Origin of the sequence: Halorubrum salinum, from assembly GCF_024494575.1 — an archaeon.
Taxonomy (GTDB): Archaea; Halobacteriota; Halobacteria; order Halobacteriales; family Haloferacaceae; genus Halorubrum; species Halorubrum salinum.
Genome location: NZ_JANHDO010000003.1, coordinates 86,150 through 110,784, shown reverse-complemented (window position 1 = coordinate 110,784; position 24,635 = coordinate 86,150). Strand labels below are relative to the sequence as shown.

Annotated in this window: 26 protein-coding genes; 20 read left to right on the top strand and 6 right to left on the bottom strand. The window is 68.4% G+C overall.

The window, feature by feature from the left end; all coding sequences use genetic code 11:
- Nucleotides 1-217 precede the first annotated feature (217 nt).
- The 6 genes from NO930_RS09210 to NO930_RS09185 all read left to right on the top strand — a co-directional run bounded on the left by NO930_RS09210 (nt 218) and on the right by NO930_RS09185 (nt 2,890).
- Nucleotides 218-415 carry a hypothetical protein gene (locus NO930_RS09210; RefSeq protein ID WP_256403237.1) on the top strand — a complete coding sequence of 66 codons (198 nt, stop codon included), beginning with the start codon at nt 218-220 and terminating at the stop codon, nt 413-415.
- Nucleotides 408-737, top strand: coding sequence for a PadR family transcriptional regulator (locus NO930_RS09205; RefSeq protein ID WP_256403236.1), 330 nt, complete (start codon nt 408-410; stop codon nt 735-737). The genes NO930_RS09210 and NO930_RS09205 overlap by 8 nt, the downstream gene beginning before the upstream one ends.
- Nucleotides 734-991 (top strand): hypothetical protein, encoded by a 258-nt coding sequence (locus NO930_RS09200; protein WP_256403235.1) that lies wholly within the window; start codon nt 734-736, stop codon nt 989-991. Before NO930_RS09205 ends, NO930_RS09200 begins: the two co-directional genes overlap by 4 nt.
- A gap of 91 nt (nt 992-1,082) precedes the next feature.
- The gene (locus tag NO930_RS09195; RefSeq protein ID WP_256403234.1) at nt 1,083-1,247 is read left to right on the top strand and encodes a hypothetical protein; all 165 of its coding nucleotides are present in this window, start codon (nt 1,083-1,085) and stop codon (nt 1,245-1,247) included.
- Between the two features lie 109 nt (nt 1,248-1,356).
- Nucleotides 1,357-2,400, top strand: a complete 1,044-nt coding sequence (locus NO930_RS09190; RefSeq protein ID WP_256403233.1) for a tyrosine-type recombinase/integrase — start codon at nt 1,357-1,359, stop codon at nt 2,398-2,400.
- Between the two features lie 172 nt (nt 2,401-2,572).
- Entirely contained in the window at nt 2,573-2,890 is a 318-nt protein-coding gene (locus tag NO930_RS09185; protein ID WP_256403232.1) for a DUF5785 family protein, read from the top strand.
- Nucleotides 2,891-2,940: 50 nt separating this feature from the next.
- Here NO930_RS09185 and NO930_RS09180 read toward each other — a convergent pair whose 3' ends face one another.
- Nucleotides 2,941-4,266 carry a divalent metal cation transporter gene (locus NO930_RS09180; protein WP_425601446.1) on the bottom strand — a complete coding sequence of 442 codons (1,326 nt, stop codon included), beginning with the start codon at nt 4,264-4,266 and terminating at the stop codon, nt 2,941-2,943.
- 169 nt (nt 4,267-4,435) lie between these two features.
- Between NO930_RS09180 and NO930_RS09175 the strand changes: the two genes are divergently transcribed.
- Nucleotides 4,436-5,536: an N-acetyltransferase DgcN family protein gene (locus NO930_RS09175; protein WP_256403231.1), complete on the top strand. Its 1,101-nt coding sequence runs from the start codon at nt 4,436-4,438 to the stop codon at nt 5,534-5,536.
- A complete protein-coding gene (locus NO930_RS09170) occupies nt 5,533-6,582 on the top strand; it encodes a dipeptide epimerase (RefSeq protein ID WP_256403230.1) in 1,050 nt (349 codons plus the stop codon). The genes NO930_RS09175 and NO930_RS09170 overlap by 4 nt, the downstream gene beginning before the upstream one ends.
- Nucleotides 6,583-6,603: 21 nt before the next feature.
- Here the strand turns inward: NO930_RS09170 and NO930_RS09165 are convergent, their stop codons facing one another.
- Nucleotides 6,604-7,491, bottom strand: coding sequence for a PspA/IM30 family protein (locus tag NO930_RS09165; RefSeq protein WP_137783297.1), 888 nt, complete (start codon nt 7,489-7,491; stop codon nt 6,604-6,606).
- Nucleotides 7,492-7,798: 307 nt separating this feature from the next.
- Here NO930_RS09165 and NO930_RS09160 point away from each other — a divergent pair, with 307 nt between their 5' ends.
- The gene (locus tag NO930_RS09160; protein ID WP_256403229.1) at nt 7,799-8,932 is read left to right on the top strand and encodes a Gfo/Idh/MocA family protein; all 1,134 of its coding nucleotides are present in this window, start codon (nt 7,799-7,801) and stop codon (nt 8,930-8,932) included.
- A gap of 42 nt (nt 8,933-8,974) precedes the next feature.
- Here NO930_RS09160 and NO930_RS09155 read toward each other — a convergent pair whose 3' ends face one another.
- Complete coding sequence (locus NO930_RS09155) at nt 8,975-9,442, bottom strand: type IV pilin domain-containing protein (RefSeq protein ID WP_137783299.1); 468 nt, start codon at nt 9,440-9,442, stop codon at nt 8,975-8,977.
- 106 nt (nt 9,443-9,548) lie between these two features.
- On the opposite strand from NO930_RS09155, the gene NO930_RS09150 reads away from it, so the two are divergent.
- A complete protein-coding gene (locus NO930_RS09150; RefSeq protein WP_256403228.1) occupies nt 9,549-10,163 on the top strand; it encodes a YIP1 family protein in 615 nt (204 codons plus the stop codon).
- Between the two features lie 134 nt (nt 10,164-10,297).
- The gene (locus tag NO930_RS09145) at nt 10,298-12,472 is read left to right on the top strand and encodes a DHH family phosphoesterase (protein WP_256403227.1); all 2,175 of its coding nucleotides are present in this window, start codon (nt 10,298-10,300) and stop codon (nt 12,470-12,472) included.
- Between the two features lie 51 nt (nt 12,473-12,523).
- On the opposite strand, the gene fer is transcribed toward NO930_RS09145, so the two are convergent.
- Nucleotides 12,524-13,189, bottom strand: a complete 666-nt coding sequence (gene fer, locus NO930_RS09140) for a ferredoxin Fer (protein WP_256403226.1) — start codon at nt 13,187-13,189, stop codon at nt 12,524-12,526.
- Nucleotides 13,190-13,282: 93 nt separating this feature from the next.
- Here fer and fen point away from each other — a divergent pair, with 93 nt between their 5' ends.
- From fen to NO930_RS09105, 7 genes are all read left to right on the top strand, one after another.
- Nucleotides 13,283-14,260 carry a flap endonuclease-1 gene (gene fen / locus NO930_RS09135; protein ID WP_256403225.1) on the top strand — a complete coding sequence of 326 codons (978 nt, stop codon included), beginning with the start codon at nt 13,283-13,285 and terminating at the stop codon, nt 14,258-14,260.
- Between the two features lie 257 nt (nt 14,261-14,517).
- Nucleotides 14,518-14,895, top strand: coding sequence for a glycine cleavage system protein GcvH (gene gcvH / locus NO930_RS09130; protein WP_256403224.1), 378 nt, complete (start codon nt 14,518-14,520; stop codon nt 14,893-14,895).
- 111 nt (nt 14,896-15,006) lie between these two features.
- Entirely contained in the window at nt 15,007-16,335 is a 1,329-nt protein-coding gene (gcvPA, locus tag NO930_RS09125; protein ID WP_256403223.1) for an aminomethyl-transferring glycine dehydrogenase subunit GcvPA, read from the top strand.
- A gap of 1 nt (nt 16,336) precedes the next feature.
- Nucleotides 16,337-17,767, top strand: a complete 1,431-nt coding sequence (gcvPB, locus tag NO930_RS09120; protein ID WP_256403222.1) for an aminomethyl-transferring glycine dehydrogenase subunit GcvPB — start codon at nt 16,337-16,339, stop codon at nt 17,765-17,767.
- 124 nt (nt 17,768-17,891) lie between these two features.
- Complete coding sequence (locus NO930_RS09115) at nt 17,892-18,812, top strand: NADP-dependent phosphogluconate dehydrogenase (RefSeq protein ID WP_137784471.1); 921 nt, start codon at nt 17,892-17,894, stop codon at nt 18,810-18,812.
- A 95-nt stretch (nt 18,813-18,907) separates the two neighbouring features.
- Nucleotides 18,908-19,420: a metallophosphoesterase gene (locus tag NO930_RS09110; RefSeq protein ID WP_256403221.1), complete on the top strand. Its 513-nt coding sequence runs from the start codon at nt 18,908-18,910 to the stop codon at nt 19,418-19,420.
- 70 nt (nt 19,421-19,490) lie between these two features.
- Nucleotides 19,491-21,215: an aldehyde ferredoxin oxidoreductase family protein gene (locus NO930_RS09105; protein WP_256403220.1), complete on the top strand. Its 1,725-nt coding sequence runs from the start codon at nt 19,491-19,493 to the stop codon at nt 21,213-21,215.
- Between the two features lie 82 nt (nt 21,216-21,297).
- On the opposite strand, the gene NO930_RS09100 is transcribed toward NO930_RS09105, so the two are convergent.
- Nucleotides 21,298-22,842 carry a GAF domain-containing sensor histidine kinase gene (locus tag NO930_RS09100; RefSeq protein WP_256403219.1) on the bottom strand — a complete coding sequence of 515 codons (1,545 nt, stop codon included), beginning with the start codon at nt 22,840-22,842 and terminating at the stop codon, nt 21,298-21,300.
- 2 nt (nt 22,843-22,844) lie between these two features.
- On the bottom strand, nt 22,845-23,576 hold the full coding sequence (locus tag NO930_RS09095; RefSeq protein ID WP_256403218.1) for a DUF5806 family protein: 732 nt from the start codon (nt 23,574-23,576) through the stop codon (nt 22,845-22,847).
- A gap of 151 nt (nt 23,577-23,727) precedes the next feature.
- Between NO930_RS09095 and NO930_RS09090 the strand changes: the two genes are divergently transcribed.
- On the top strand, nt 23,728-24,096 hold the full coding sequence (locus NO930_RS09090) for a universal stress protein (RefSeq protein WP_137784434.1): 369 nt from the start codon (nt 23,728-23,730) through the stop codon (nt 24,094-24,096).
- Nucleotides 24,093-24,635, top strand: coding sequence for a GNAT family N-acetyltransferase (locus tag NO930_RS09085; protein WP_137784435.1), 543 nt, complete (start codon nt 24,093-24,095; stop codon nt 24,633-24,635). The genes NO930_RS09090 and NO930_RS09085 overlap by 4 nt, the downstream gene beginning before the upstream one ends.

The following is a 24,635-nucleotide window of genomic DNA, read 5'->3' as shown; positions in this document are numbered from 1 at the left end:
CACGAGATGTTATAGATGCATCTTTGTTTCATCGGATTTGTTATAGACAAATTACCGAGTTGCTGGCAACTTTCCATTAGATTTATAACATCAGCTTTCGTTGACGAAATCACGGAGCCCGAGTGAGAAACCGACGGCTCGCGAGATCTAGTAGGAATCCCGGCCGCGGTGTTGGAGCACCCGGCCGGGTCGGGTTCTGTGCCGATACCACAGAACCATGCCATCGAAGGCAACTGCGGGCGTGACAGCCCGCGCGACGGTCGAGGAACCGAGCGGACATAACAACGGCGGCTGCGCGTTTTGCCCAGCGGACGCCGACGGCTACGACGCTGCCGCAGAGGCGGCGCTGTGCAAGGAGTGTTCTGACGCGTTCGAGTCGTTCCGCGTCAACGTGCTGGGGGTGCGCGATGAGTAGCGCGACACGGGGTGACGGCGACGACGTCGAGCTGAGCGGACCGGGCTCGGTCGCGGATCTGACCGCGTTCCAGCGGGACATTCTGCGGCTCCTGGCTCGGGAGAACCACCAGAAGGGACTCTCGATCAAGGGGAAGCTCGAAGCGTACTACGGGACGAAGGTCCACCACGGAAGGCTGTACCCGAATCTCGACACGCTGGTAGATCGCGAACTCGTCGAGAAGTCGAAGCGCGACGAGCGGACGAACGACTACGCGCTGACTACTCGGGGTCAGCGCGCGCTGAAGCGCCACGATCAGTGGATCGACGGAGGTGGCGCATGAAGTTCGGTCGCATCCAAGACGGCAAGGCGACGGCCTACACAGCGGGCGTCGAACGGCTGCACCCGGACGTGGAGAAGTGCCTGAAGCGCGCGGGATACCATTCGGAGACGACGCTGTATGTCGTCATGGCAGGCGGTGAGACGTACGCGTCCCACGACCGCTACGCGATCGCTCGGGAGCTGCCCGGCGACGCCTCATGGGTAACCGATGCGCTGCTCGAACTCGAACAGGAGTACTTCGAGGTGGCAGTGTGAGCCGAGACGATCGCGACGGGTTCGACGCCCGCGACGTTCGGGAGGGCCGCCTCGACGACGTGACGGTGACGCAGGCAGTGGAGGGCTGGCGATGAGCCGGCGGGCCACCGTCGAACTGCGGACGGCTCGCGGTCGGATCGTCGAGGAGGTCGAGGCTCCGGTGGTCGCGACGGACGACGCGATCGTCGACCACGGCCGTCGACAGGCCGGAATCTCGCCAAGCGAGTTCAGATCTGGTCGGGTGGTTGAGCCGTGAGCGCGAAGCTGTGGCGGTGCGACCAGTGCGATCGGCTCGTAAACCGATTCGTGAACGGCTGTCTGTGCCCGGATTGCGGGTGGTACTGTGGCCAGAGCGTGAGGTTCGCATGAGTCGTGAGACTCCGGATTTCACTCCACGTGAGGCCGTCGACAGGTGGATCGACAGGCAGCGGATCGACAAGGCAGACCAGACAGTGATAGGTTACAGAGGTCGGCTCAAGCACTTCGTGGACTGGTCTGAGGAGAACAGGATCGAGTCGATGGGGGAGCTGACGGCGTGGGATATCGAGAGTTACGAGACCGCGAGACGCTCTCGGGATCTGGCGACGATAACGCTTCGAAACGAGATGCTCACGTTCCGCCAGTTCCTCCAGTACTTCGCTTCGATCGGCGTTGTTGACGAAGATCTTCCGGAGAAGGTTGAGCTCCCTGATGTGAAAAAGTCCGAGCAGACGGACGACACGTTCCTCGGTGAAGATAACGCTCGCTCGCTGATAGAGGCGTTCCGGAATGGCGAGACGAGTTTCGACCGAGGTCACGCCTTCCTCGAACTGGCGTGGTACACGGGTGCCCGGATGGGTGCTCTTCGGGGGCTCAACCTTTCAGACGTGGATTTGGAGGCTGGCCACGTCCATTTCCGGCATCAGCCGGACAAGGACACGCCACTGAAGAATACGATCGACGGAGAGCGTGTCGTCGGTATCTCACAAGACGTGTGCGATGCGCTCCGGAAGTACATCCGGAAGTCTCGGGTCGACTCGACGGACGAATACGGAGATCGGCCGCTGTTCACGACTCCACATGGCCGCATCTCGCGAAACGCAATGCGGACAACGAGCTACTACGCGACGGTTCCGTGTCGGTTTGGTGACTGTCCACACGACAAGGATCGGGAGACGTGTGAGTTCTTCTCGGTGAATCAGGCGAGCAAATGCCCGTCATCGAGGAGCCCGCACCAGATCCGTTCCGGGTCTATCACGTGGCAGTTGAATCGGGGCATGCGGGCGGATGTTGTCTCGGAGAGGGTGAACGCGTCGGTCGACGTGATCGAGGCGCACTACGATCAGGCGTCGCCGGTTGATGAGTTCCGGCAGCGGCGGCAACGGCATCTGAAAAAACTGCAGTTCAACGAGGAAGATCAAAATGAGTGACGACACAACAAGAACAGAGGAATCGCGAGACGGATGGGGCAAATCCGCCCCAACCCATTTTTGTCGACCCCGCAACCGCGAGCGGAGTGACCGTGACACCGCGAGTCTCACCGGTTCCTGGTGCGTCACGGGTTCCGAAATGACTATGCCTCGGACCGACGAACCGGCCCGCATGGACTGGCCACACGACCCCGACGGAGAACAGGGGAGCGAGGGAGGACGGAAGTACGGCCACGCCGTCCTCGCGAAGAAGATCGACGAGGAGGAGGACTTCCCGCTGACGGCGACGGAGTACGTCGAGCAGTACGGCGACCATCCCGTCCGGATCGACTTCGAGACCGTCGTTTCCGTCGAGGAGATATTCGACAGCGTCGAGAAAGAGGAGTTCGCGGATTTCGTGGAGTTCCACCAGGAACTCGGACGAGCGATGCGCGAGAACGGCTACTGGTTCTACGAGGGCGCAGAGCAGTTCGTTAGCGGCGACGCCTGAGGCGGGTTCGCTCCCGGTTTTCGCGGTGAGTCGCCGACCAGCCGCCTGCGTCAGGCCCCGCGGTACGTCTCTCCGAGGAGCTTTGCGAGCAGTCCGACCGTCGCGAGCCCGAGCGCCGCCGCGAAGGCGACGACGAGCCCGGTGAGGAGGTCGACCCCGCCGCCCACCTGTTCGACGACGAAGTTGACGGCCAGCCCCCCCGAGACCGCGAGCAGCGCGACGCCGCCGAGGTTCGCGAGCGTCGAGGTGCCCTGAGGCACGGCCTCGGAGTTCAGCAGGTACATCACGACGACGATCGCGAAGGGAGTTCCGACGGTGCCGAGCGCGAGGACGAGCACGAGCTGTCCGAGGACCTCGCCGCCGATGAACGCGCCCGGGGCGGAGAGCAGCGCGACCGCCACGAGCAGCCCGCGGTACCGCGGGTCATCGACCGTGGTCTCCCAGCCGAGCTTGTCCGCGACGAGGAACGGCGGAACGAGCGTGTTGCCGCCGAGCGTCGAGACGGCCGCGCCGCCGAGCCCGAGGAGGAACAGCCACTGGGCCGCCGGGCCCGCCAGCGGACCGAGCGCCTGCGCCGCGCCCACCGTCGAGAGGCTCGGGTCGGTGAGGACGCTCGCGGTGACGAGGAACGTCGCCACGCTGTAGACGCCGAAGGCGACGAGCATCGAGGCGACCACGTCGACCGTCGCGAGGCCGTACTCGCCGCCGGTCCACCTGCGCGCCCGCATCGTGTACGAGTGCATGGTGATGAGCGTGATGTGGACCGCACCGCCGAGGATGCCCGCGGCGACGACCCCGCTTCCGGCGGGCAGCGTCGGGACGAGCCCCGCGACAGCCCGTGACGGCTCGATCGGGACGACGAAAAGCGACGCGACGAACGCGACGACGACCGCGGTGACGAGCGCCTTCGCGACGAACTCGACGAACCGATACCCCTTGCCCGCGAGTCCCACCACGAGGACGAGCGCCCACACCGCGCCACAGATCCGCGCGTCGACGCCCGTGATGGTCGCCGAGACGGTCGCCACGGTGTTCATTATCACGAGCTGTGCGACTCCGGCGGCGATGACCACGTCGGCGACGAGGATCCACGCCCACCACTCGCCGAGGTGGCGCTCGACGACCGCGACGATGCCGCGCTCGGTCAGCAGCCCCAGCCGCATCGCGAGGTACTGTGCGAGCGTGCCCGCGGCGGCCGAGAGGACGACGACCCAGAGCAAGGCGTAGTCGAACCGCGCGCCAGCGGTGATCAGGCTCGCCATCGACGCCGGCCCGGCGGCGATGGCACCGGCGATCCACGACGGTCCCATGCCGCTGAGATACTCGCGAAGGCGGTCGCCCCACGGCGCGGTCGCACCCGAGACTGTCTGAGACATACTCCGGTGGTAACACCCTAGAATAATACGTTTGCCCTTCTCGTCGCCGACGTGGTGAGTGTCCACACCACTCGCGATCCTCGGCGACATTAAACACGGTTCAGGACCGAGAGGGCGACGCCATCGCCGCCTCGACTCTTTTAAGCGTTCCCGGGACGACGAACCGACCATGAGCGACGAACGGATCGTCATCCTCGCCCACGAGAAGTTCCCCGAGCGCGCGAAGACTGCCCTCGGCGTGATGCGCTACGGCGACCAAGACGTTCGCGCTATCCTCGACCGCGACCGCGCCGGCGACCGCGTGAGCGACCACGTCCCCGACGTCGCGGACGCGCCGATAGTCGAGTCGTTCGCGGACGCGCACGCGGCCGCCGACGGCGCTCTCGACGCCTTATACATCGGGATAGCCCCTATCGGCGGCGGCTTCGACGAGTCGTGGCGCGACGACGTCGAGGCCGCGATCGAGGCCGGCTGCGACGTGGTGAGCGGCCTCCACTACTTCCTCAACGAGGACGACGAGCTGGCCGCGTTGGCCGACGAACACGGCGTCGACCTCGTGGACGTCCGCGAGCCCGACGACGACCTCACGGTCGCGACCGGGGCCTCCGGCGACGTCGACGCCGACGTGGTACTGACGGTAGGGACCGACTGCTCGGTCGGGAAGATGACGGCGTCGCTGGAGATCGTCTCTGCGGCTCGCGATCGAGGGATAGACGCGGCGTTCGTCCCGACCGGCCAGACCGGCATCATGATCGCAGGCTGGGGGAACCCGATCGACCGGGTCGTCTCCGACTTCACCGCGGGCGCGGTCGAGGACATGCTCGTCGAGGTCGGCGACGACCACGACCTGCTCGTCGTCGAGGGACAGGGCAGCATCGTCCACCCCGCCTACTCGGCTGTCACCTGCGGGATCCTCCACGGGTCGATGGCCGACGGGCTCGTCCTCTGTCACGCGGCCGGCCGCGAGGCGATCCACGGGTACGAGTCGTTCGACCTCCGACCCGTCACCGAGTACGTCGACCTGTACGAGGGGCTCGCCGACCCGATCAACGAGACGGCGGTCGTCGCCGGAGCGCTCAACACGAAGGACGTCGCGGACGACGAGGCGGCGGCCGACGCGGTCGCCTCGTTCGCGGACGACGCGGGCGCTCCGGCCGCCGATCCGGTCCGCGACGGCGCGGAGGCGATCGTCGACGGTATCGTCGACGCGGGACTCGGGATCTCCGACGAGAGCGCGGCGAGCGCGGACGAGGGCTCCGCCGACGAATGAGCCTCGACACCGAGTTCGACCGGGTGTCGCTGCCGCTCTCTGACCCGTTCACCATCTCGCGGGGGACCCAGACCGAGGCGGAGAACGTGATCGTCCGCGTCACCGACGAGGGGGGCATGACGGGCGTCGGCGGTGCCGCCCCGTCGGCGCACTACGGCGAGACCGCAGCCACGGTCGAGGCCGTGCTCCCCGACCTGCTCGCGGTCGTCGAGGCGGTCGGCGACCCGCACGCGCTCCACGAGATCGAATCGCGGATGGCGGGCGTCGTGAACGACAATCCGGCCGCCCGCTGTGCCGTGTCGATCGCCGTCCACGACCTCGCGGCCAAGCGGCTCGGCGTCCCGCTGTACCGGCTGTGGGGGCTCGATCCGTCGTCGTCGCCGGCCACGTCGTTTACCGTTGGGCTCGACGAGACCGACCGCGTCAGAGAGAAGGCCGCCGACGCGGCCGCGGCAGGTTACCCGATACTCAAGCTCAAGCTCGGTACGGACCGCGACCGCGAGCTCGTCCACGCGGTCCGAGAGGCCGCTCCGGACGCCCGGCTCCGCGTCGACGCCAACGAGGCGTGGACGCCGCGGGAGGCCGTCGAGAAGAGCGAGTGGCTCGCCGACCGCGACGTGGAGTTCGTCGAGCAGCCGGTACCCGCCGAGGACCCAGAGGGCCTCCGCTTCGTCTACGAGCGGTCTGCGCTCCCGATCGCCGCCGACGAGTCGTGCGTGACCTCCTCCGATATCCCCGCGATCGCCGACCGGTGTGACATCGCGAACCTGAAGCTGATGAAGACCGGCGGGCTGCTGGAGGCGAGACGGCTGATCGCGGCGGCGCGCGCACACGGGCTGGAGGTGATGTGCGGGTGTATGATCGAGTCGAACGCGTCGATCGCGGCGGCCGCGCAGCTCGCTCCGCTCGTCGACTACGCCGACCTCGACGGATCGCTGTTGCTCGCCGAAGACCCGTACGACGGGATCAGCGTGGATAACGGCGACATCCGGCTCGGGGACCAGCGCCGGGCGGGGACCGGAGCCCGGAGACGTCCGGAGGAGTGAGCCGCTCCGTGCGGTACGGCGTCAGTTCCGCGGCTCGTCTGCGTCGGCCTCGGACTCCTCGAGCTCGACGTCGAGGTCGGCGTCGTCGACGCTCGCGTCGCCGTCGAGGTCGGCCTCGAGGTCGTCCGCGTCGATGTCGCTCTCGATGTCCGAGAGTTCGGCGTCGATCTCCTCGTCGGTGCTCTCGGACTCGGCGTCCGCCGCCCCGTCGCTCTTGCCGAGTTCGCCCTTGAGCGTCTCCAGTTCGGCGTCGACCTCGCTGTTCGTCGAGAGGCTTTCGAGCTCTCGGTCGATGCTGTCTTTATCCGAGAGCGCGTCCTCGAAGGCCCCGGAGTCTTCGAGCTCGTCCATCGCCTCCGCGCGCGCCTCCATCTCCTCGGTTCGCTCTTCGGCGCGCTCGATGGAGCGGCTCACGTCCTCCATCTCGTCGCCGACGCCCGTCATCGCCTCGGAGACGCGCGAGGACGCCTCGGCGGCCTCGTAGCGGGCCTTCATCGTCTCCTTTTTGGTGCGGAACTCCTCGATCCGGTTCTGGAGCTTGTTCTTCTTCTCGACGAGCTGCTCTTGGGTGTCGTTCAGGTCTGCGATCTGCCCTTCCAGCTCCTCTATCTGGCTCATCTTCGACTTCTTCTTTTCGAGGGCCTGACGGGCGAGGTCGTCGCGGTCCTGCTGGACCGCCTCGCGCGCCTGTCGGTTGTGCTTCTCGACGTTCTCTTCCAGCTTGCGCTTTTGAATCTCCAGGCGCTTCTTCTGGGTCGTCAGATCCGCGATCCCCTGTTTGACGTCCTGGAGTTCGTCGCGCATCTGTTCGTACGAGTAGTCGAGCGACTCCGTCGGGTCCTCCGCCCGGTTGAGGAGGGCGTTCACCTTCGATCGGATGACGTAGGAGGCGCGAGAGAGGATTCCCATATCCGGCATACACGCTCCACCGGTTAAAACCTCATGTGGTCCGCCCCGGAAGAGCGGGTGTGCCGGGATTTCAGCCGTTTCGGCGCGGGATCTCCGTCGGCGTACCGGTGCACGCTCGGGTCCCGAGTTGGGACGTCCTCGGACGTATCCTGAAGGCTTATTCGATACGTGGTACTAATATCCGTATGACTGTCGACGGGTTCCCTCATCGGGACGGCCCATCGGACGACGCGACGCCGGACCGGCTCACCGCGCCGGCGTCGAGACCCGGCCCGACAACGGCCGCCGGGCCGAGCGAGAGGCGATCATGACGCGGGAACCATTGCGGATCGGCGTCTTGGGGTATCGGTTCATGGGAAAGGCGCACGCGAACGCGCTGGCGCGGCTTCCGATGTTCTTTCCCGAAGCGCCGGCTGTCGAGCGTCACACGCTCGTCGGGCGCGACGAGGAGGCCCTCGCGGCCGCGGCCGATCGGTTCGGCTTCGCGAACGTCGCGACCGACTGGGAAGACGCGCTCGACGAGGTGGACGTGTTCTACAACCTCGGGCCGAACCACGTGCACGCGGAGCCGTCGATCGCGGCCCTCGACGCCGGCGTCCCGGTCCTCTGTGAGAAGCCGCTCGCGCCCACGCTTGAGGAGGCCGCGGCCATGCGTGACGCGGCGGCGGCGGCAGACGTTCCGGCGGGGACCGCGTTCAACTATCGCTTCGTCCCCGCGATCCGGCGCGCGAGAGAGATCATCAGGGACGGCGAACTCGGAGAGATTCGACAGGTCCGCGGCCGGTACCTGCAGGACTGGCTCGTCGATCCGGAGGCGGCTTGGGCGTGGCGGATGGACGCCGACCTCGCCGGTTCGGGCGCGCTCGGCGACCTGGGGGCGCACACGATCGACCTCGCGAACTTCCTCGTCGGCGACCGCGTCGGGGCGGTGGATCGAGTGTCCGGCCAGCTGACCACGTTCGTCGACGAGCGTCCGGTGTACGACGACGCGGGCGATGTCACGGAGTACCGGGACGTGACCGTCGACGACGCGTACGCCGCACAGGTCGCGTACGACTCGGGCGCGACCGGGAGCTTCGAGGCCAGCCGCGTCGCCGCGGGCCACAAGAACGACCACACGATAGCGGTGCACGGGTCGAAGGGGAGCCTGACGTTCTCTCTGGAGCGGCTCAACGAGCTGAAGGTGCTCCGGGAGGGGAACCGGGGGTACGAAACGGTGCTCGTCACGGAGGAGACCGATCCCTACGTCGGCCGCTGGTGGCCGCCCGGACACGTGATCGGCTGGGAGCACGCCTTCGTCCACGAGAGCTACGAGTTCCTCTCGGCGGTCGCCGAGGGCTGTGAGTTCTCGCCGTCGTTCGCCGACGGCTACGAGGTTCAACGGGTGCTCGATGCGATCGCGACGGCCGACGAGCGGGGGGCGTGGGTGTCTCTGGGGTAGACCGCGCCAAGCGAGAGCGGCCGAAGCCCGAAAATGCCGGCCTCAGACTCCGGTCGCGCCGAGCGGGTCGCGTCCGGAGCCCTCCTCGCTCCACGACTCGATGTCGGAATCCTCGCCGTTGTACCTCCCAAGCGTCTCGCGGGTGTCGAACGCCACCGGCTCCCAGACGATATCGAACTGCTCGTTGCCGGTCGCGTTCGGGACCGTCACTCGGTCTCCCGGCCGGACGACACCGTCACCGGGCCACCGCCCGAACTGAACGTTTCCGTCCGGATCCTCGCCGCGGACGTACAGCTCCTGTGCGGGGACCGGGTCGGGACCGTTGGCGACGATGACGAGGTCCGCACCGTCCCGTTCGGCCTCGAACTCGGCGTCCGGCGGGGCGACGCCGTCGATGAGGCCGATCATCGCGGCACCGACGAGCGCCAAGAGAACCACGACGATGCCGACGAGCAGCCCCGACCCGGCGAGCGGCGTGAACCCTCGATCGTCGTCTCGGAGCGCGCGCATTCGACCGTATCTCCGACGTGCTCTGTATAATCGTTTGCCCGCCGACTATCACGAGTGATACTCCGAGATCGGAACGGGGTTATTCCGTCCGCCCCAACCGGTCGACGTGACTTCGTGGATCGACGATCCGGCCGGTGGGCGCGCTCGCGGGCCGCGCGGGATAGCTCGCGCGTGGGCCGAGTCGCTGGTCCGCCCGCGGCGGCTGTTCGCGAACGGCGTGAGTCCCGGCGATCAGGCCCCCGCGCTGACGTTCGCGGTCACCGTCGCCGCCGCGTACACGCTGGGATGGATCCTCGCAGAGCCGGCGGCCGTACCCGGTGTGGTCGGATCCGTCGCGGTCTCAGCGGTCGTGGTACTGCTCCTCGTCGCCGCGCTCGCGGCACCGGTCGGGCTCCACCTGACCGCGGCGGTCGCGACGCTGTCTGTCGTGATCGCCAGCGTCGCGTACGACGACGGGTGGGGTTTCCGCGACCGGGCCGGCGTGAGCGAGACGGTGCAGGTGGTCGCGTACGCGAGTTCGCCGATGGCGCTCGCCGGGCCGCCGATCCCCGCCCTTCGCATCGCCTGCGGCGTGTACGCGGCGGCGCTTTTCGTGGTCGGAGTCCAGACCGTCCACCGAACCACGCTTCCTCGGGCGGTCGTTGCCGGACTCCCGCCGGCCGTGCTCGGATACGGCGTCGGATACCGGGTCATCGCGTCGGTTCGAACCGTGCTCGGGTGAGGGCGGCGCGACCGGACTCCGTGCGACACGCGATCTGTCACGGTCGGCGTCGGAGCCGCCACGCAGTTTTCCGCCGCGTGCTCTCACACGGGTTTCGACAACCGTTTTAGGCCCGAGACTCTCGGTGTACTCAAATGGGATCCTGTATCATCTGTGGCGTCGACGTCGACGGTGGCGGTCGCATCTGCGAGTCACACCAAGAGGACGTCGCCTTCGACTTTCGAGGGAACTCCCCGAACCAGCTCGTTCCGAGCAGATTCTACCGCGGCGTGGTCGACGGGTACGCCGAGTTCGGCGTCTTCATCGACCTCGCGCCCGGCGTGACCGGGCTCCTCCACCGCTCCGAACTCGACCGGCGGCTCGACAGCCTCGACTGGGAGCCGGGCGACGACGTGTTCGTCCAAGTGAAGGGCGTCCGCGACAACGGAAACATCGACCTGGCGTGGTCGATCCGACAGGCCGACCGCGAGTTCCGCGGCGTCCTCGTGCAGGACGGCGACACCGAGCACCTCCCCGAAGAGATCGACGGCGAAGACGGGTCGGACGGAGACGCCGCCGATCGGGACGAACCGGCCGAGACGGAGTCGAAAGAGGCCGACTCGGCCGCGTCAGACGCGAGCGAGTCGGAGCCCGCCGACGCTGACGACGCGGGCGAGACGAGCGAGGCGACCGACGCTGGCGCCGAGACGAGCGAGGCGGCCGCCTCCGACGCCGTGAGCGACGGTGTCGACGACGACTCGCAGTCCGACGACGGCGACGACTCGCAGTCCGACGACGACGCCGGTGCGGAAAGCGACGACCTCGAAGACGAGCGCGAGCGGGTCGAGATCGGCACGCTCTCCGAGGCGATCGGCGAGTCGATCCGGATCGACGGGGAGGTCGTCGGCGTCCGACAGACCGGCGGCCCGACGGTGTTCGAGATCGGCGACGAGACCGGTGTCGTCGACGTGGCGGCGTTCGTCGAACCGGGCGTGCGGGCGCACCCGAACGTCGAGGTCGGCGACGCGGTGCGGATCGACGGCGACGTCGAGAGCCACCGCGGCGACGTGCAGGTCGAATCGGAGGCGCTCGTCCTCCTCGACGGCGACGAGGCCGAGGCGGTCCGCCGTCGGCTCGCCGAGGCGCTCACCGACGAGGCGCGTCCCGACGGGCTCCAACCGCTGGCCGGCGACGAGGCGGTCGCCGAACTCGCCGACGGGTTGCTCGACGCCGCGGAGGCGCTCCGCCGCGCCGTCCTCGAATCGCGCCCGATCGTCGTGCGTCACCCGGCGACCGCAGACGGCTACGTCGCCGGCGCGGCCGTCGAGCGCGCCGTCCTCCCGCTGATCCGCGAGGAACACGCCAAAAGCGACGCCGAGTACCACTACTTCACCCGCCGGCCGCTGGAGGACCCGGTGTACGACATGGACGCGGCGACGAACGACGCGACCCGAATGTTACAGGACCGCGACCGGCACGACGAGAAGCTCCCGCTGTTCTTGCTCGTCGGTACGGGCTCCACGGTCGAGTCGGCGGACGGGATCGACCTCCTGTCCGTCTACGGCGTCGACGCGGTCGTCGTCGACGCGGAGGTCGCCGACGCAGAGACGCGAGAGGCGGTCGACACGCTCGTCTCGCCCGAGATCGACGGCGTCGACGCGAACCTCTCGACGGGTGCGCTCGTCGCGTCGCTGGCCTCGGCGGTCAACGACGAGGTCCGCGCCGACCTCCGGCACCTCCCCGCGGTGAGCTACTGGGACGACGCGCCCGACCGCTACGTCGACCTCGCGCGTGACGCCGGATACGACGCGGAGCGCGTCGCGGAGCTTCGCGAGGCCATCGCCCTCGAAGCGTACTACCAGTCGTATCAGGACAAACGCGAACTCGTCACCGACCTGCTGTTCGATGACGGCGGCAACCTCGCCGCGCACGTCTCCGAGCAGTTCCGCGAGAAGCTGGAGACGGAGGTTCACACCGCGACCGAGAACGTCGTCACCGAGGCGGTCGACGGCGTCGAGTTCGCGCTCCTCGACACCGACGGCTACACCCACCGCTACGACTTCCCGCCGACGCCGCTGCTCTTGGACGACCTGCACCGCCGGAACGCGAACGGCGAGGCGTACGCGACCGTCGGCATCGGGACGGACGAACTGTACCTGCGGACGACAGCGGACGTGTCGGTTCGCGACGTGGCCGAGCGGGCGTCGGAGCTTGCGCCCGCCGCCGACGTCGCCACGGCCGGCCTCCGCGAGGGCAAAATCGAGTTCCTCTCCGGCGAGCGCGACGCCGTCGAGGACGCCATCGTCGCCGCGGTCGCAGACGCGTTCTGAGCGGTCGAACCGAGACGCTAGGGAGACCCGAAGCGGCTCCGGCGGGGACGCTCACCGCCGCGTGAACGGTCCCGGCGGGAGGATGAGGTCGTCGAGTTCGGCGAGGTGTTTCACGTTGAACACGACTTGTAGCTCGTCGCTCACCGGATAGCCGTTACAGGAGAGCCGGAACCCGCGCTCCGCGAGGTCGTCGGGCATGATGTGGTTGGCGGGCTGTGAGATCTCCCCGTCGACGAGGTAGACGGCGCAGTTCGCACAGGCCCCGCCCCGACACGAGAAGGGCCACCCGAAACCGCGGTTTTCGGCCCCTTCGAGCAGGCTCTCGTCCGGCTGAACGAGCAGCCTCCCGTGCTCGCTCTCGTCGAGGTCGGCGTGTTCGGCCTTCCGGAACAGGTCGTCGTCGTCGAGCGACCAGCCGTAGTCGTCGAGCACCTCGTAATCGAGGAACTCCACGCGGACCGGCTCGACTTCGGCGTCGCCCTCCTCGTCGGTCAGGTCGATGTCGGCGACGTCGGTGTCGGCCGCGTCGGCCGCGCTCGCGTCGTCGTTCTCGTCTCTGTCGTCGAGTTCGCGGTACGCGCGCCTGACGAGCTGGAACTCTTCGAGGGTACCTCCTTGGTCTGGGTGCGCCTGCTTGATTCGCTCGCGGTAGGCCCGTTCGATCGTCGCCTCGTCGGCGTCCTCGTCGACTTCCAACACGTCGAACGGCGAGACCATTCGATACCCGTCCTAGTCGACAGACGCACATAAACGCCTCACAATCGGCAGGCGGAGCGGTCGATATTTCACCGACCGCCACGAGTACCGGGCATGGGAAACGCGGACCTGCGCGACCTCGCCGCCGTTCGCGACGTCTCCTTCGCGGAGATCGAAGGGAGCGTCGTCGCCGTCGACGCGCACAACTGGCTGTACCGCTACCTCACGACGACCGTGAAGTGGACGGCCGACGGGGCGTACACGACCGCGGACGGCACCGAGGTCGCGAACCTGATCGGCATCGTGCAGGGGCTCCCGAAGTTCTTCGAACACGACCTGATCCCCGTGATGGTGTTCGACGGCGACGTGACGGACCTCAAAGCGGACGAGGTGGCCGACCGCCGGGCGAAACGCGAGGCGGCAGAGGAGCGCCGGGTCGCCGCCGAGGAGCGCGGCGACGCCGTCGAGGCCGCCCGGCTCGACGCGCGCACGCAGCGGCTCACGGACGCGATCCACGAGACGACACGCGAACTGCTCCGGCTGCTCGACGTCCCGATTATCGAGGCTCCGGCCGAGGGGGAGGCGCAGTGCGCGCACATGGCCGCGACGGGAACGGTCGACCACGCCGGCAGCGAGGACTACGACACGCTGCTTTTCGGCGCGCCCACGACGCTCCGACAGCTGACGAGCAAGGGCGACCCGGAGCTGATGGATCTCGCGGCGACGCTCGACGAACTCGAACTCGACCGGCAGGGGCTGGTCGACGCCGCCATGCTGTGCGGGACCGACTTCAACGAGGGGGTCCACGGGATCGGCCCGAAGACGGCGGTGACGGCGGTGAGAGAGCACGGCGACCTGTGGGGCGTTCTCGCGGACCGCGACGCCGATATCCCGAACGCCGAGGCGATCCGCGAGCTGTTCATGGACCCGCCGGCGGTCGACGTCGAGGTCGACACGTCGGTGAACCCCGACGTCGAGGCCGCCCGGGCGTACGTCGTCGACGAGTGGGGCGTCGCGGCCGACGAGGTGGAACGGGGGTTCGAGCGGATCGCCGAATCGCAGGTCCAGACCGGGCTCGACCGGTGGACGTGACGGCTGTAGAGGACCGACTCCCGAGGACGGGCGCGGGTCTCGCGAACTCCTCGCGGGCCGCGAGGCGGCGCAGTGCGACCGAGAGTCGGAACATACCTTTTATTTCCTCGTCGTCAGAACGGTAGCCCACACGTGTCGTGGACCAGCGCTCGACGGCGACACCAGTCCGTTGACGGCCGGCCGAGTCGGCACGCCCGCGGCTCCGAGACGCGTCCGATCGCCACGGCCAGAGCGCGCCGCGACGACCCCCCTTACCAATGAGCTTCGAAGTTCTCGACGAGTTACGATACCTGGAATCGCACGAGTGGACCACGACGGACAGCGACACCGTTCGGATCGGCGTCTCCGACTTCGCACAGGACGAGCTCGGCGACGTCGTGTTCGTCGAGCTTCCGGACGTCGGCGACGAGGTCGCCGCCGGCGAGGCGTTCGGCGTGGTCGAGTCGATCAAGGCCGTCTCCGACCTGTACGCCCCCGTCTCCGGCGAGGTCGTCGCGGTCAACGAGGACCTGTTCGATCGTCCCGAACTCGTCAACGACGACCCGTACGGAGACGGCTGGCTGCTCGAAGTCGAGCGCGACTCGGAGTCCGACGACCTCCTCGACGCGGACGCGTACCGCGACCAGATCGCCTGACACAACGATGATAACGCAACCTTCCGACGGACGGACCGAGACCGGACGACGCGGACGGCCCGATGCCGAGCGCGTGACCGACGGCCGAGTGGAGAACACCGAGGCGGGCCGATGAGCGGAGCCGACGGCAGCCCGTACGCGCCCCACACCGACGCCGAGACCGCGGCGATGCTCGACGCCGTCGGCGTCGCCGACGAGGAGGCGCTCTTCGACATCCCAGACGCGGTCGCGTTCGACGGCGAGTTCGGGATCGACGCGCGCAGCGAACGCGACATCCGGGACGAGTGTTCCCGGCTGTTCGGCCGCAACCGTGACCTCACGGAGTTCCTCGGACGCGGTCACTACGGCCACTACGTGCCGAGCGTCGTCGACCACCTCTCGGACCGCGCCGAGTTCCTCACCAGCTACACGCAGTACCAGCCGGAGATCTCACAGGGGTTCTTGCAGGCGCTCTTCGAGTACCAGTCGATGCTCGTCGAACTCACCGGGCTCGAGGTGGCGAACTGCTCGATGTACGACGCCGCGACCGCGCTCGGCGAGGCGGCGACGCTCGCCGACCGCGTCCGGTCGACCTCGGGCGACGTCGTGCTCGTCCCCGAACAGCTGCGCGAGGGGAAGCGCGCGGTGCTTGAGAACTACTGTGCGGGAGCGGACCTGACGGTCGAGTCGTACCCCATGGACGACGGGAACGCCGACGTGGACGCGCTCGCGGAACGGGCGGACGCGGACGCGGTGATGGTGTACGCCGAGAACCCGACCGTCCGCGGCTGCGTCGAGGAGCGGCTCGCGGCGATCGGCGAGGTGGCCGACGACGCCGGCGCGCTGTTCACGCTCGGCTCGGACGTGGTCTCGCTCGCGGTGCTCCAGGAGCCCGCGAGCGTCGGGGCCGACGTCGTCGTCGGCGAGGCCGGCGCGCTCGGACTCCCGACCGCGTACGGTATGGGGCTCGGGATCTTCGCGTGCAGCGACGACTTCATCCGGCAGGTCCCCGGGCGGCTCGTTGGCGCGAGCGAGGACGCTCGCGGCGACCGGGCGTTCACGCTCACGCTTCAGACTCGCGAACAGCACATCCGCAAGGAGCGGGCGACGTCGAACATCTGCACGAACCAGGCGTGGGTCGCGCTGCGCGCGGCGATCCACGCGGCGACGCTCGGGCCGGGCGGGCTCGTCGACCTCGCGAACGACTGCGTCCGCGAGGCGGCCGACCTCGCCGAGCGAATCGACGACGTCGTCGGCGCGGCCGCGCCGGTGCACGACCGACATCACGTCCGCGAGTTCGCGGTTCACGTCGACCAGCCGGCGGCGGCCGTCGCCGAGGACCTGGAGACGAGGGGGTTCGCGGTGCACGTGATAGGCGAGCACCTGCTGCAGGTGTGCGTGACCGACCTGAACGCGGGGCGGGCTGACGACCTCGTCGCCGCGGTCGAGGAGGTGATCTGAGTTGATCCACGATCAGGCGCGATACACGCGCGAGGACGAGGCCGTCCACGAGCCGCTGCTCTCGGAGAAGACGGAGGAGTCCGTCGACGCGAGCGACGCCTCGCCGCTGCCGGACGACCTGACGCGCGACTCGCTCACGCTGCCCGCGCCGTCAGAGCCGGAGGTCGCCCGCCACTACACCCGGCTCTCGCAGATGAACTGGGCGATCGACTCGGGACCGTATCCGCTCGGGAGCTGTACGATGAAGTACAACCCGAAGTTCACCGAGGACGTCGCGGCCGACCCGAACGCGGCCGTCCATCCGGACCGCTCCGAGCGGTCGGTTCAGGGGTCCCTCGAACTCCAGTACCGCTTACAGGAGTTCCTCGGCGACATCGGGGGCATGGACGCGGTCACGCTTCAGCCGCCCGCGGGCGCGGCCGGCGAGCTGACCGGGATCCTCGTCGCGAAGGCGTACCACGAGCACCACGGTAACGACCGCTCGGAGGTCGTCATCCCGGCGTCGGCACACGGGACGAACTTCGCGACGGCCGCCACGGCGGGGTACGACGTGGTCGAGTTGCCCTCCGGCGAGGACGGCCGCGTCGACGTCGAGGCATTGGAGGCGGCCGTCGGCGACGACACCGCCGCCCTGATGTTAACGAACCCGAACACGGTCGGACTCTTCGAGCGCGACATCACGGAGATCGCAGACATCGTCCACGACGCCGGCGGACTCCTGTATTACGACGGCGCGAACCTCAACGCGCTGCTCGGCCGCGGTCGCCCCGGCGACATGGGGTTCGACGTGATGCACTACAACGTCCACAAGACGTTCGCGACCCCGCACGGCGGCGGTGGTCCCGGAGCGGGTCCCGTCGGCGTCGTCGACGAGCTGGCGGAGTTCCTGCCCACGCCCCGCGTCCGGAAGACCGAGGGAGACGGCGGCTACGAGCGGTTCGAGCCCGACAACACGATCGGAAAGGTCCACGGGTTCGCGGGCAACTGGCTCGTCCTGATAAAGGCGTACGCGTACATCGCCCGTCTCGGCGACGAGGGGCTCGCGGACGCGGCCGCGAAGGCCGTACTCAACGCGAACTACCTCGCAGAGCGGATCGACCTCGACGTGCCGTACGGCCCGTTCCACCACGAGTTCGCGGCGACGGCGGGCGACCGCGACGCCGCCGACGTGGCGAAGCGCATGCTGGATTTCGGCGTCCACCCGCCGACGACGAAGTGGCCGGAGATGGTGCCGGAAGCCATGCTGACGGAGCCCACGGAGATCGAGGGGAAGTCGTCGCTCGACGACCTCGCCGAGGCGTTCAACCTCGCGTACGCCGACACCGACGAGGCGCTCTCCACCTCGCCGAACCGCACTGCGGCGGGGCGGATCGATCAAGTCGCGGCCGCGCGGAGCCCGCGGCTCTCGTGGCAGGCGCTCGACGAGGAGTAGCAGAGCGCCGGGCGAGAGAACAGGCGCGCACAGGTCGGGCGGGCGTCGATCGGCCGAGCGGCCGCCCGCCGGGGTCGGCGGTCGGATCGGAACCACTACGGCCGGGGGTACCCACCCCGCGCACATGGAACTCGGCGTCATCGGACTCGGACGGATGGGACAGATCGTCGTGAACCGCTCGATGGACGCGGGCCACGACGTGGTCGCGTTCGACCTCTCGGCGGAGGCGACCGCGACGGCGGCGGAGAACGGCGCGGAGCCGGCGGACTCGGTTGCCGACCTCTGTGACCGGCTCACCGAGGATGGCGGTGAGCGCGACGACGACGGCGGCAAGCGGATCTGGCTCATGGTGCCCGCCGGCGACGCGGTCGACGCCACGCTCGCCGACCTCGAACCGCACCTCGACGGCGACGACGTGGTCGTCGACGGCGGGAACTCGCGGTTCCACGAGTCGGTCCGCCGCGCCGAGGAGACGGACGCGGCGTACCTCGACTGCGGCACGTCCGGGGGGCCGGCCAGCGCGGAGGAGGGGTTCTCGCTCATGGTCGGCGGCCCCGAGTGGGCCTACGAGGCGATGGTCCCCGTCTTCGACGCGGTGGCGACGGGCCCGGACGGCCACGACCGGATGGGCGCGTCCGGGTCGGGCCACTACGTGAAGATGGTGCACAACGGCGTCGAATACGCGCTGATGCAGGCGTACGGCGAGGGGTTCGAACTGCTCACCGAGGGCCGGTACGACCTCGACATGGAGTCGGTCGCGCGGACGTGGAACAACGGCGCGGTGATCCGGTCGTGGCTTCTCGAACTCTGCGAGGAGGCGTTCCGCGAGGAGGGGTCGGATCTCGGCGACGTCGCAGACCACGTCGCCGGCGGCTCGACGGGGACGTGGACCGTCGAGGAGGCGCTCGAACAGGAGGTCCCGGTGCCGCTCATCTATCAGGCGCTCGCGGAGCGGTTCGACTCCCGGAACGAGGGCCGGTTCTCTCGGCGGCTCGCTAACCGACTCCGGTACGGGTTCGGTCGCCACGAGGTCGCGCGGCGCTGACCGCGTGACCGGCCCACGGTCTGTCGAGCGCGTTGCGGGACCGGCGGTCTGACCGGCGCGAGGCTTTTATCAGCCGGGCGCGCGACGGCCTATCCATGCGTATTGGTATCGTCTCGGATACCCACGACGACCTCGCCGCCGTGGAGGCGGCCGTCTCGCTGTTCGACCGGCTTGACGCCGACGCCGTCGTCCACTGCGGCGACTTCGTCGCGCCGTTTTCGGTGACGCCGTTCGACGCCGGGTTCGACTTCTACGCCGTTCGGGGGAACAACGACGGCGAGTGGGCGGTCCAGTCCACCGTCGAGTCGTTCGGCACGTATCTCGGCGAGGCCGGAGTGATCTCGTTCGGGACCGTCGACGTCGCGGTCACCCACGGCACGAGCGGCGTCGTGGTGGACGCCCTCGTCGACTGCGGCGACTACGACTACGTCCTCCACGGCCACACCCACGCACACGGCGTCGAAGAGCGGGACGAGACGGTCCGCGTGAACCCCGGCGGGCTCCCGATCCCCGTCGACGGGGCAGACGACGCCTTCAGAGGGGCGACGCTCGACACCGACGCGCCGATCGGGGCCGGCGCGGTGACGCACCACGAGATCGAGCGGTGACGCGCCGGGATCACAGCGCCGATCCGCCCGCCACCCGGAGATTTATCCCCGGAGGCGCTCAGGGACGCCCATGAGACACGCGCAGGGGCCGCTCCTCACGGTCGATATGTCCGAGCGGACGGCCACGACGACCTCGATCGACGACCGACTCTCCGAGTTCGTCGGTGGGCGCGGGCTCAACACGTCGCTCGCGTACGACCGAATCCCGTTCGACGCCGACCCGCTCGGTCCCGCGAACAGGCTGTACCTCTCGACGGGACCGATGCAGCACTCCTCGACCTCCTTCACCGGGAGGATGGCCGCCACGGCGCTCTCACCGCTCACGAACGGACTCTGTTCGTCGAACGCCGGCGGGTTCCTCTCGCGGAACGTCACCGGTGCCGGCTACGCCGCCGTCGAGATCGTCGGAGAGAGCGACGAGCTGCTCGCGGTCCACGTGCGCGAGATCGGCGGCGACGGCGAGCCCGACGTGACGTTCGAGCCGGCGTCCGACCTCGAACAGGCCGAGGTGTCGGCCGTCTCGGACCGGTTCGCCGAGAGCCACGGCCTCTCGGCCGAACACGTCGCCTGCATCGGGCCGGCGGGAGAGAACGGCGTCCGGTTCGCGTCGATCATGACCTCCGACACCCGTGCGTTCGGCCGGGGCGGGCTCGGGGCCGTCCTCGGTTCGAAGGGCGTGAAGGCGCTCACGTTCGACGGCGACGCGGCGGCCGACGTCGACCTCGACTGGCCCGACGACGCCGCTACGGTCCACCGCGACGCCGCCACGTCGGACTCGATCATGAAGCGGCAGGGCACCGCGAGCGTGACGGAACTCGCGAACGAGGTCGGCGCGCTCCCGTCGTACTACTTCTCCGAAAGCTCGTTCGACGGCGTGGAGGGGATCTCCGGCGACCGCGTCGAGGAGAAAAAACACAAGAAGGGAACGTGTTCGCAGTGCGCGTTCGCCTGCAAGCTCCCGACCCGCGACGAGGAGGCCGGCGTCGAGACCGAGGGACCCGAGTTCGAGACCGTGATGGCGTTCGGCTCGAACGCCGGCGTCGACGACATCGTCGACGTGATGCGCGCGAACGAGCTCTGTGACGAGCTCGGGATGGACACAATCTCGTGTGGCGACGTCGTCTCGATGTTCTTAGAGAGCGAGGACGAGTTCGGCAACGCCGAGTTGGTCCGGTCGATCGTCGAACAGATCGCCTATCGGGAAGGAGTCGGTGACAAGCTCGCCGAGGGGGTCCACCGCGCCCACGAGGAGTTCGGAGCCGCCGACTGGACGGTCAAGGGGCTCTCCTTCTCCGGGCACGACGGGAGACACCTCAACGGGCAGGGGCTCGCGTTCGCGACCGCGAACCGCGGCGCAGACCACATGTACGGCGAGTTTTATCCGTACGAGTACCCGCTCGTCGACCCCGACGAGGCGCTCGATCCGACGGGGCTCGAGGGGAAGCCGCCGAAGCTCGTCGAAAAGGAGAACCGAAACGCCGTGCTCGACTCGGCGATCGTCTGCAAGTTCTCGCGCGGGATCGTCACGGACGACCAGCTCGCGGCGCTCCTCGACGCCGACTACGCGGACCTCCAGGCGCTCGGCGCGCGCGTCGTCGAACGAGAGCGCGCGTTCAACAACGCCCGCGGCTTCGACCGCGACGACGACACGCTCCCGTACGCGGACGAGATCGCGGGATTCGAGGCCGCCCTCTCCGAGTACTACGCCCTCCGCGGCTGGAACGACGACGGGACGGTGCCGGACCGCGACGCGGACCGCGGCGCGACCGGCGGAGAGGCGAGCGCCGACGACTGATCACCGCGCGGCGAGCGCGTCGGTCAGACCACCGTCGGCGTGACCGCGTGGCGAGCAGGCCTCGCTCGACGGTCCGGCCGAGTCAGTTGTCGGCCGCGACGACGTCGGCGGTATCGACGTCGCGGAACTCGAATCTGGTTCCGCCGTCCTCGCCGGCGGCGATGGTCACGGTCCAACCGTGGGCCTGCGTCACCTCGTCGACGATCTTCAGGCCGAATCCCGTGCCGTCGGGTTCCGTCGACACGCCGGCTTCGAACACCTCCTCGCGGCGGTCCGAGGGTATGCCCGGGCCGTCGTCGGCGACGTAGAACCCGCCGCGGTCGTCGAGGCGCCCGACGGTGACGCGGACCGACTCGCCGACGTGTTCGACCGCGTTCGCGAACAGGTTCTCTAACGCCTGTCTGAGTCGGCTCCGATCGGCGCGCAGGCGACAGTCGCTCGCCACGGTGAGTTCGGCGTCGGCGGTGTCGACGCCGCCCCACGCCTCCGCGGCGGCCGATTCGAGAGAGACCCATTCGAGGTCGTCTATCGCAGCGCCCTGTCGAGCGAGCGTCAGCATGTCCTCGACGAGCGCCTCCATCCGGTCGAGCGATCGAATGACCGCGTCGAGTTCGGGCTGGTCCGTGTGTTCCGAGTCGAGTCGGTCGGTGATCAACGCGAGGTTACCGCGGGCGACGTTGAGCGGGTTTCGGAGGTCGTGTGACACCAGACTGGCGAACTCCTCCAGCCGGTCTCGCTCGCGAGCGACCTCCGCCTCGCGCTCTCGGAGCTGCTGTTCCCGTTCGATGCGAACGAACACCATCGTCACGGTCGCAGCCCAGAGGCGAGCGACCGCGAGCGCCGACTCGCCGAACGCGTCGGCCTCCGTCGCGCCGATGTTGATGACGCCGTACCGCCCGAGGGGAAGCACGAGTTCGCTTCGGATCGGGGAACTCAGGTTGTACCGGTCGGGGTCGGCGTGAGTGTCGGGGACGTATATCGGATCGCCGGAGTCGAACGCCTCCCACGTGATGCTCCGCTCGTCGGCGTCGAACGTCGGGTGATCGCCGATGAGTTCGTCCGCGGGATCGGTCCAGACGATCGGTTCGAGGACGTTTTCCGGCTCGTCGTAGAGCCAGAGTCCGGCGATCGAGTGCCCCAGCGTCTCCTCGACGTACGTGATGGCGGCCTGCGCCGCGACCTCCCTGTCGGTCGTCTTCAGAAGGTCCTGTGTCGCCGTGTGGAGCGCTTCGAGAATTTCGGTCCGGCGGTGGAGCGCCGCGCGCTCGGCCTTCTCCGCTCTCACGTCGACGATGGTGACTACGAGGAACGTCTGGCCGTCCTGCTCGAATGGGCCGAGGCTGAGCGTCACGGGGATGACGGTGTCGTCGTCGCGACGGGCACAGAGGTCGAGGCTGGCAGACATCGACCGCGGCTCGGGGTCCGTGACGTATCGGTGGAGCGTGTCGCCGGCCGACCCCTCGTCGGGATCGAAGATCAGGGATTCGATCGCGGTCCCTTCGAGTTCGTCGGGACGGTACCCGAGAACGTCGGTTGTCCGGTCGTTTCCGGCCTGAATCGTTCCGTCGGTGTCGACGATGACGACCGGGTCCGGGAGTCCGTCGAGCGCATCCGGAAATCGGTCCATGGTCACTCTTCGCTCGGTTCGTGGACGTGCCCGCACTCGGGGCAGCGGACTTCCTCGCCGCGGAGGTCGGCGGAGGAGGCCCGGACCTCGCGCATCACCTCGCTGATCCGGTCTTCGGCGTCGAGTTCGTCCGCGACCGCGAGGTCCACGTCCTCGACTTCGAGGAGGAACTTCGCGACCTCCGTGACTTCGTACATCATCTCGTCTACGTCCTCCGCGGTGAAGAACCCCGACATCGCGCCGTAGAGGAACGTCGCCCCCGCCTTCGTCACCTTCTGCTCGAAGGAGTACCGCGCCTGATTGACCGCCTGCGGCGTGTAGGTGTCCGTCATGAACGGGACGAGTTCGGGAAGGTTCTCGCCGATCTTCGTCATCTCGACGCCGGTTTCGGTCCGGAAGTCGGCACACAGCCGGGCGATCGCCCACTCGCGGGCGGTGATGTACGTCCGATCGCGGAGGAACTCGTTGACGCGCTCGTACCGGGCTCCGTCCATCTTCTTGAACCGCTCGTACTTTCGGACGTCCGGGGGAACCTCGTCGCCGTCCGCGTTGCCGTCTCCCCTCTCGTCTCCCGCGCCCTCATGACCCGGATCGTCTCCGGCGGGCGCTTCCGCGTCGGTCTCGCCGGTCGGCCCGTCCGTCTCCGCATCCGCAGGGGGATCCGCGTTCGACGTCTCGGGGGGGTCCGATCCGTCGCCAGTAACCTCGGGCGACGGATCGGTCGGGTCGTTCATATCAATAACAACCCCACCCTGAACAAAAGGGTTGTCGGTGGATTTTCCGCGCTGTGCCGCGTTGCCCGAGGATCTCTCTCCACGGGTCGATCCGACGACCGCGCTCGCCTCTCGGAGAACGATTTTTGTATCGGGGACTGGACGTGGACCTATGAAGGTGCTCTGCGGGATCGGTGGCAGCGACGATTCGTTCCGGGCGCTCGATCGGACCGTCGATCGCGCGGCGATCGCCGGCGACGATCTCACCGTCGTCGTGGTCGACAACGAAGACGCCGATCCGACGGTAGAGGAGGTCGTCACGCGCGTCGAAAACGCCGTCTCCGAGGCCGGCGTCGACGCCGAGGTCCGCCGTGTCGAAGGCGACCCGGGGAGTCGTCTCGTCGAGCTCGCCGAGACCGAGGGGTTCGACGAGATCGTTCTCGGCGGCGGTCACACGAGCCCGATGGGGAAGATCACGCTCGGGTCGATCGCCGAGTTCGTCTTGTTGAACGCCAAGACGTCAGTCACGCTGGTCCGATGACCGATCGAACGTATCCGGACGCGGTGGCAGACGACTTCCCCGCCCCCCCGAGTTCGTTCACCGATCGGGAGGGACGGACTATCGAGATACGCCCGTACGAGGGGACGGACGAGGAAGACGAGGCGCTCGTCGAGATGTACGACTCGTTCGACCCCGCCGACCGCGCGCAGGGGATCCCCCCGAGCGGCGAGTCTCGCATCCGCGAGTGGCTCGACGCGATCCTCGGTGACGACTGTTACAACGTCATCGCGTGGTGTGACGACGAGGTGGCCGGCCACGCGACGCTCGTTCCCGACGAAGACGCCTACGAACTCGCTATCTTCGTCCATCAGACGTACCAGCGCGCCGGGATCGGTACCTACCTCATCCGAGGACTGCTCGGGCACGGGCAGGCGGTCGGCGTCGGGAAGGTGTGGCTCACCGTCGAGCGGTGGAACCGCGCCGCCGTCTCGCTGTACAAAAAGATCGGCTTCGAGACCTCGAACGCCGAGAGCTTCGAACTCGAGATGGGGCTTCGGCTGACCGACGACGCGGAGTGA

Bases quoted from the DNA above. Each gene is read 5' to 3' on its own strand.
- NO930_RS09110 (WP_256403221.1), top strand. From the start codon at position 18,908: ATGCGTATTGGTATCGTCTCGGATACCCACGACGACCTCGCCGCCGTG.
- NO930_RS09175 (WP_256403231.1), top strand. From the start codon at position 4,436: ATGAGCGACGAACGGATCGTCATCCTCGCCCACGAGAAGTTCCCCGAG.
- NO930_RS09160 (WP_256403229.1), top strand. From the start codon at position 7,799: ATGACGCGGGAACCATTGCGGATCGGCGTCTTGGGGTATCGGTTCATG.
- NO930_RS09195 (WP_256403234.1), top strand. From the start codon at position 1,083: ATGAGCCGGCGGGCCACCGTCGAACTGCGGACGGCTCGCGGTCGGATC.
- NO930_RS09180 (WP_425601446.1), bottom strand. From the start codon at position 4,266: ATGTCTCAGACAGTCTCGGGTGCGACCGCGCCGTGGGGCGACCGCCTT.
- NO930_RS09095 (WP_256403218.1), bottom strand. From the start codon at position 23,576: ATGAACGACCCGACCGATCCGTCGCCCGAGGTTACTGGCGACGGATCG.
- NO930_RS09205 (WP_256403236.1), top strand. From the start codon at position 408: ATGAGTAGCGCGACACGGGGTGACGGCGACGACGTCGAGCTGAGCGGA.
- NO930_RS09200 (WP_256403235.1), top strand. From the start codon at position 734: ATGAAGTTCGGTCGCATCCAAGACGGCAAGGCGACGGCCTACACAGCG.
- NO930_RS09155 (WP_137783299.1), bottom strand. From the start codon at position 9,442: ATGCGCGCGCTCCGAGACGACGATCGAGGGTTCACGCCGCTCGCCGGG.
- fer (WP_256403226.1), bottom strand. From the start codon at position 13,189: ATGGTCTCGCCGTTCGACGTGTTGGAAGTCGACGAGGACGCCGACGAG.
- fen (WP_256403225.1), top strand. From the start codon at position 13,283: ATGGGAAACGCGGACCTGCGCGACCTCGCCGCCGTTCGCGACGTCTCC.
- NO930_RS09190 (WP_256403233.1), top strand. From the start codon at position 1,357: ATGAGTCGTGAGACTCCGGATTTCACTCCACGTGAGGCCGTCGACAGG.
- gcvH (WP_256403224.1), top strand. From the start codon at position 14,518: ATGAGCTTCGAAGTTCTCGACGAGTTACGATACCTGGAATCGCACGAG.
- NO930_RS09165 (WP_137783297.1), bottom strand. From the start codon at position 7,491: ATGGGAATCCTCTCTCGCGCCTCCTACGTCATCCGATCGAAGGTGAAC.
- NO930_RS09085 (WP_137784435.1), top strand. From the start codon at position 24,093: ATGACCGATCGAACGTATCCGGACGCGGTGGCAGACGACTTCCCCGCC.
- gcvPA (WP_256403223.1), top strand. From the start codon at position 15,007: ATGAGCGGAGCCGACGGCAGCCCGTACGCGCCCCACACCGACGCCGAG.
- NO930_RS09185 (WP_256403232.1), top strand. From the start codon at position 2,573: ATGGACTGGCCACACGACCCCGACGGAGAACAGGGGAGCGAGGGAGGA.
- NO930_RS09115 (WP_137784471.1), top strand. From the start codon at position 17,892: ATGGAACTCGGCGTCATCGGACTCGGACGGATGGGACAGATCGTCGTG.
- NO930_RS09105 (WP_256403220.1), top strand. From the start codon at position 19,491: ATGAGACACGCGCAGGGGCCGCTCCTCACGGTCGATATGTCCGAGCGG.
- NO930_RS09145 (WP_256403227.1), top strand. From the start codon at position 10,298: ATGGGATCCTGTATCATCTGTGGCGTCGACGTCGACGGTGGCGGTCGC.
- NO930_RS09210 (WP_256403237.1), top strand. From the start codon at position 218: ATGCCATCGAAGGCAACTGCGGGCGTGACAGCCCGCGCGACGGTCGAG.
- NO930_RS09090 (WP_137784434.1), top strand. From the start codon at position 23,728: ATGAAGGTGCTCTGCGGGATCGGTGGCAGCGACGATTCGTTCCGGGCG.
- NO930_RS09170 (WP_256403230.1), top strand. From the start codon at position 5,533: ATGAGCCTCGACACCGAGTTCGACCGGGTGTCGCTGCCGCTCTCTGAC.
- NO930_RS09100 (WP_256403219.1), bottom strand. From the start codon at position 22,842: ATGGACCGATTTCCGGATGCGCTCGACGGACTCCCGGACCCGGTCGTC.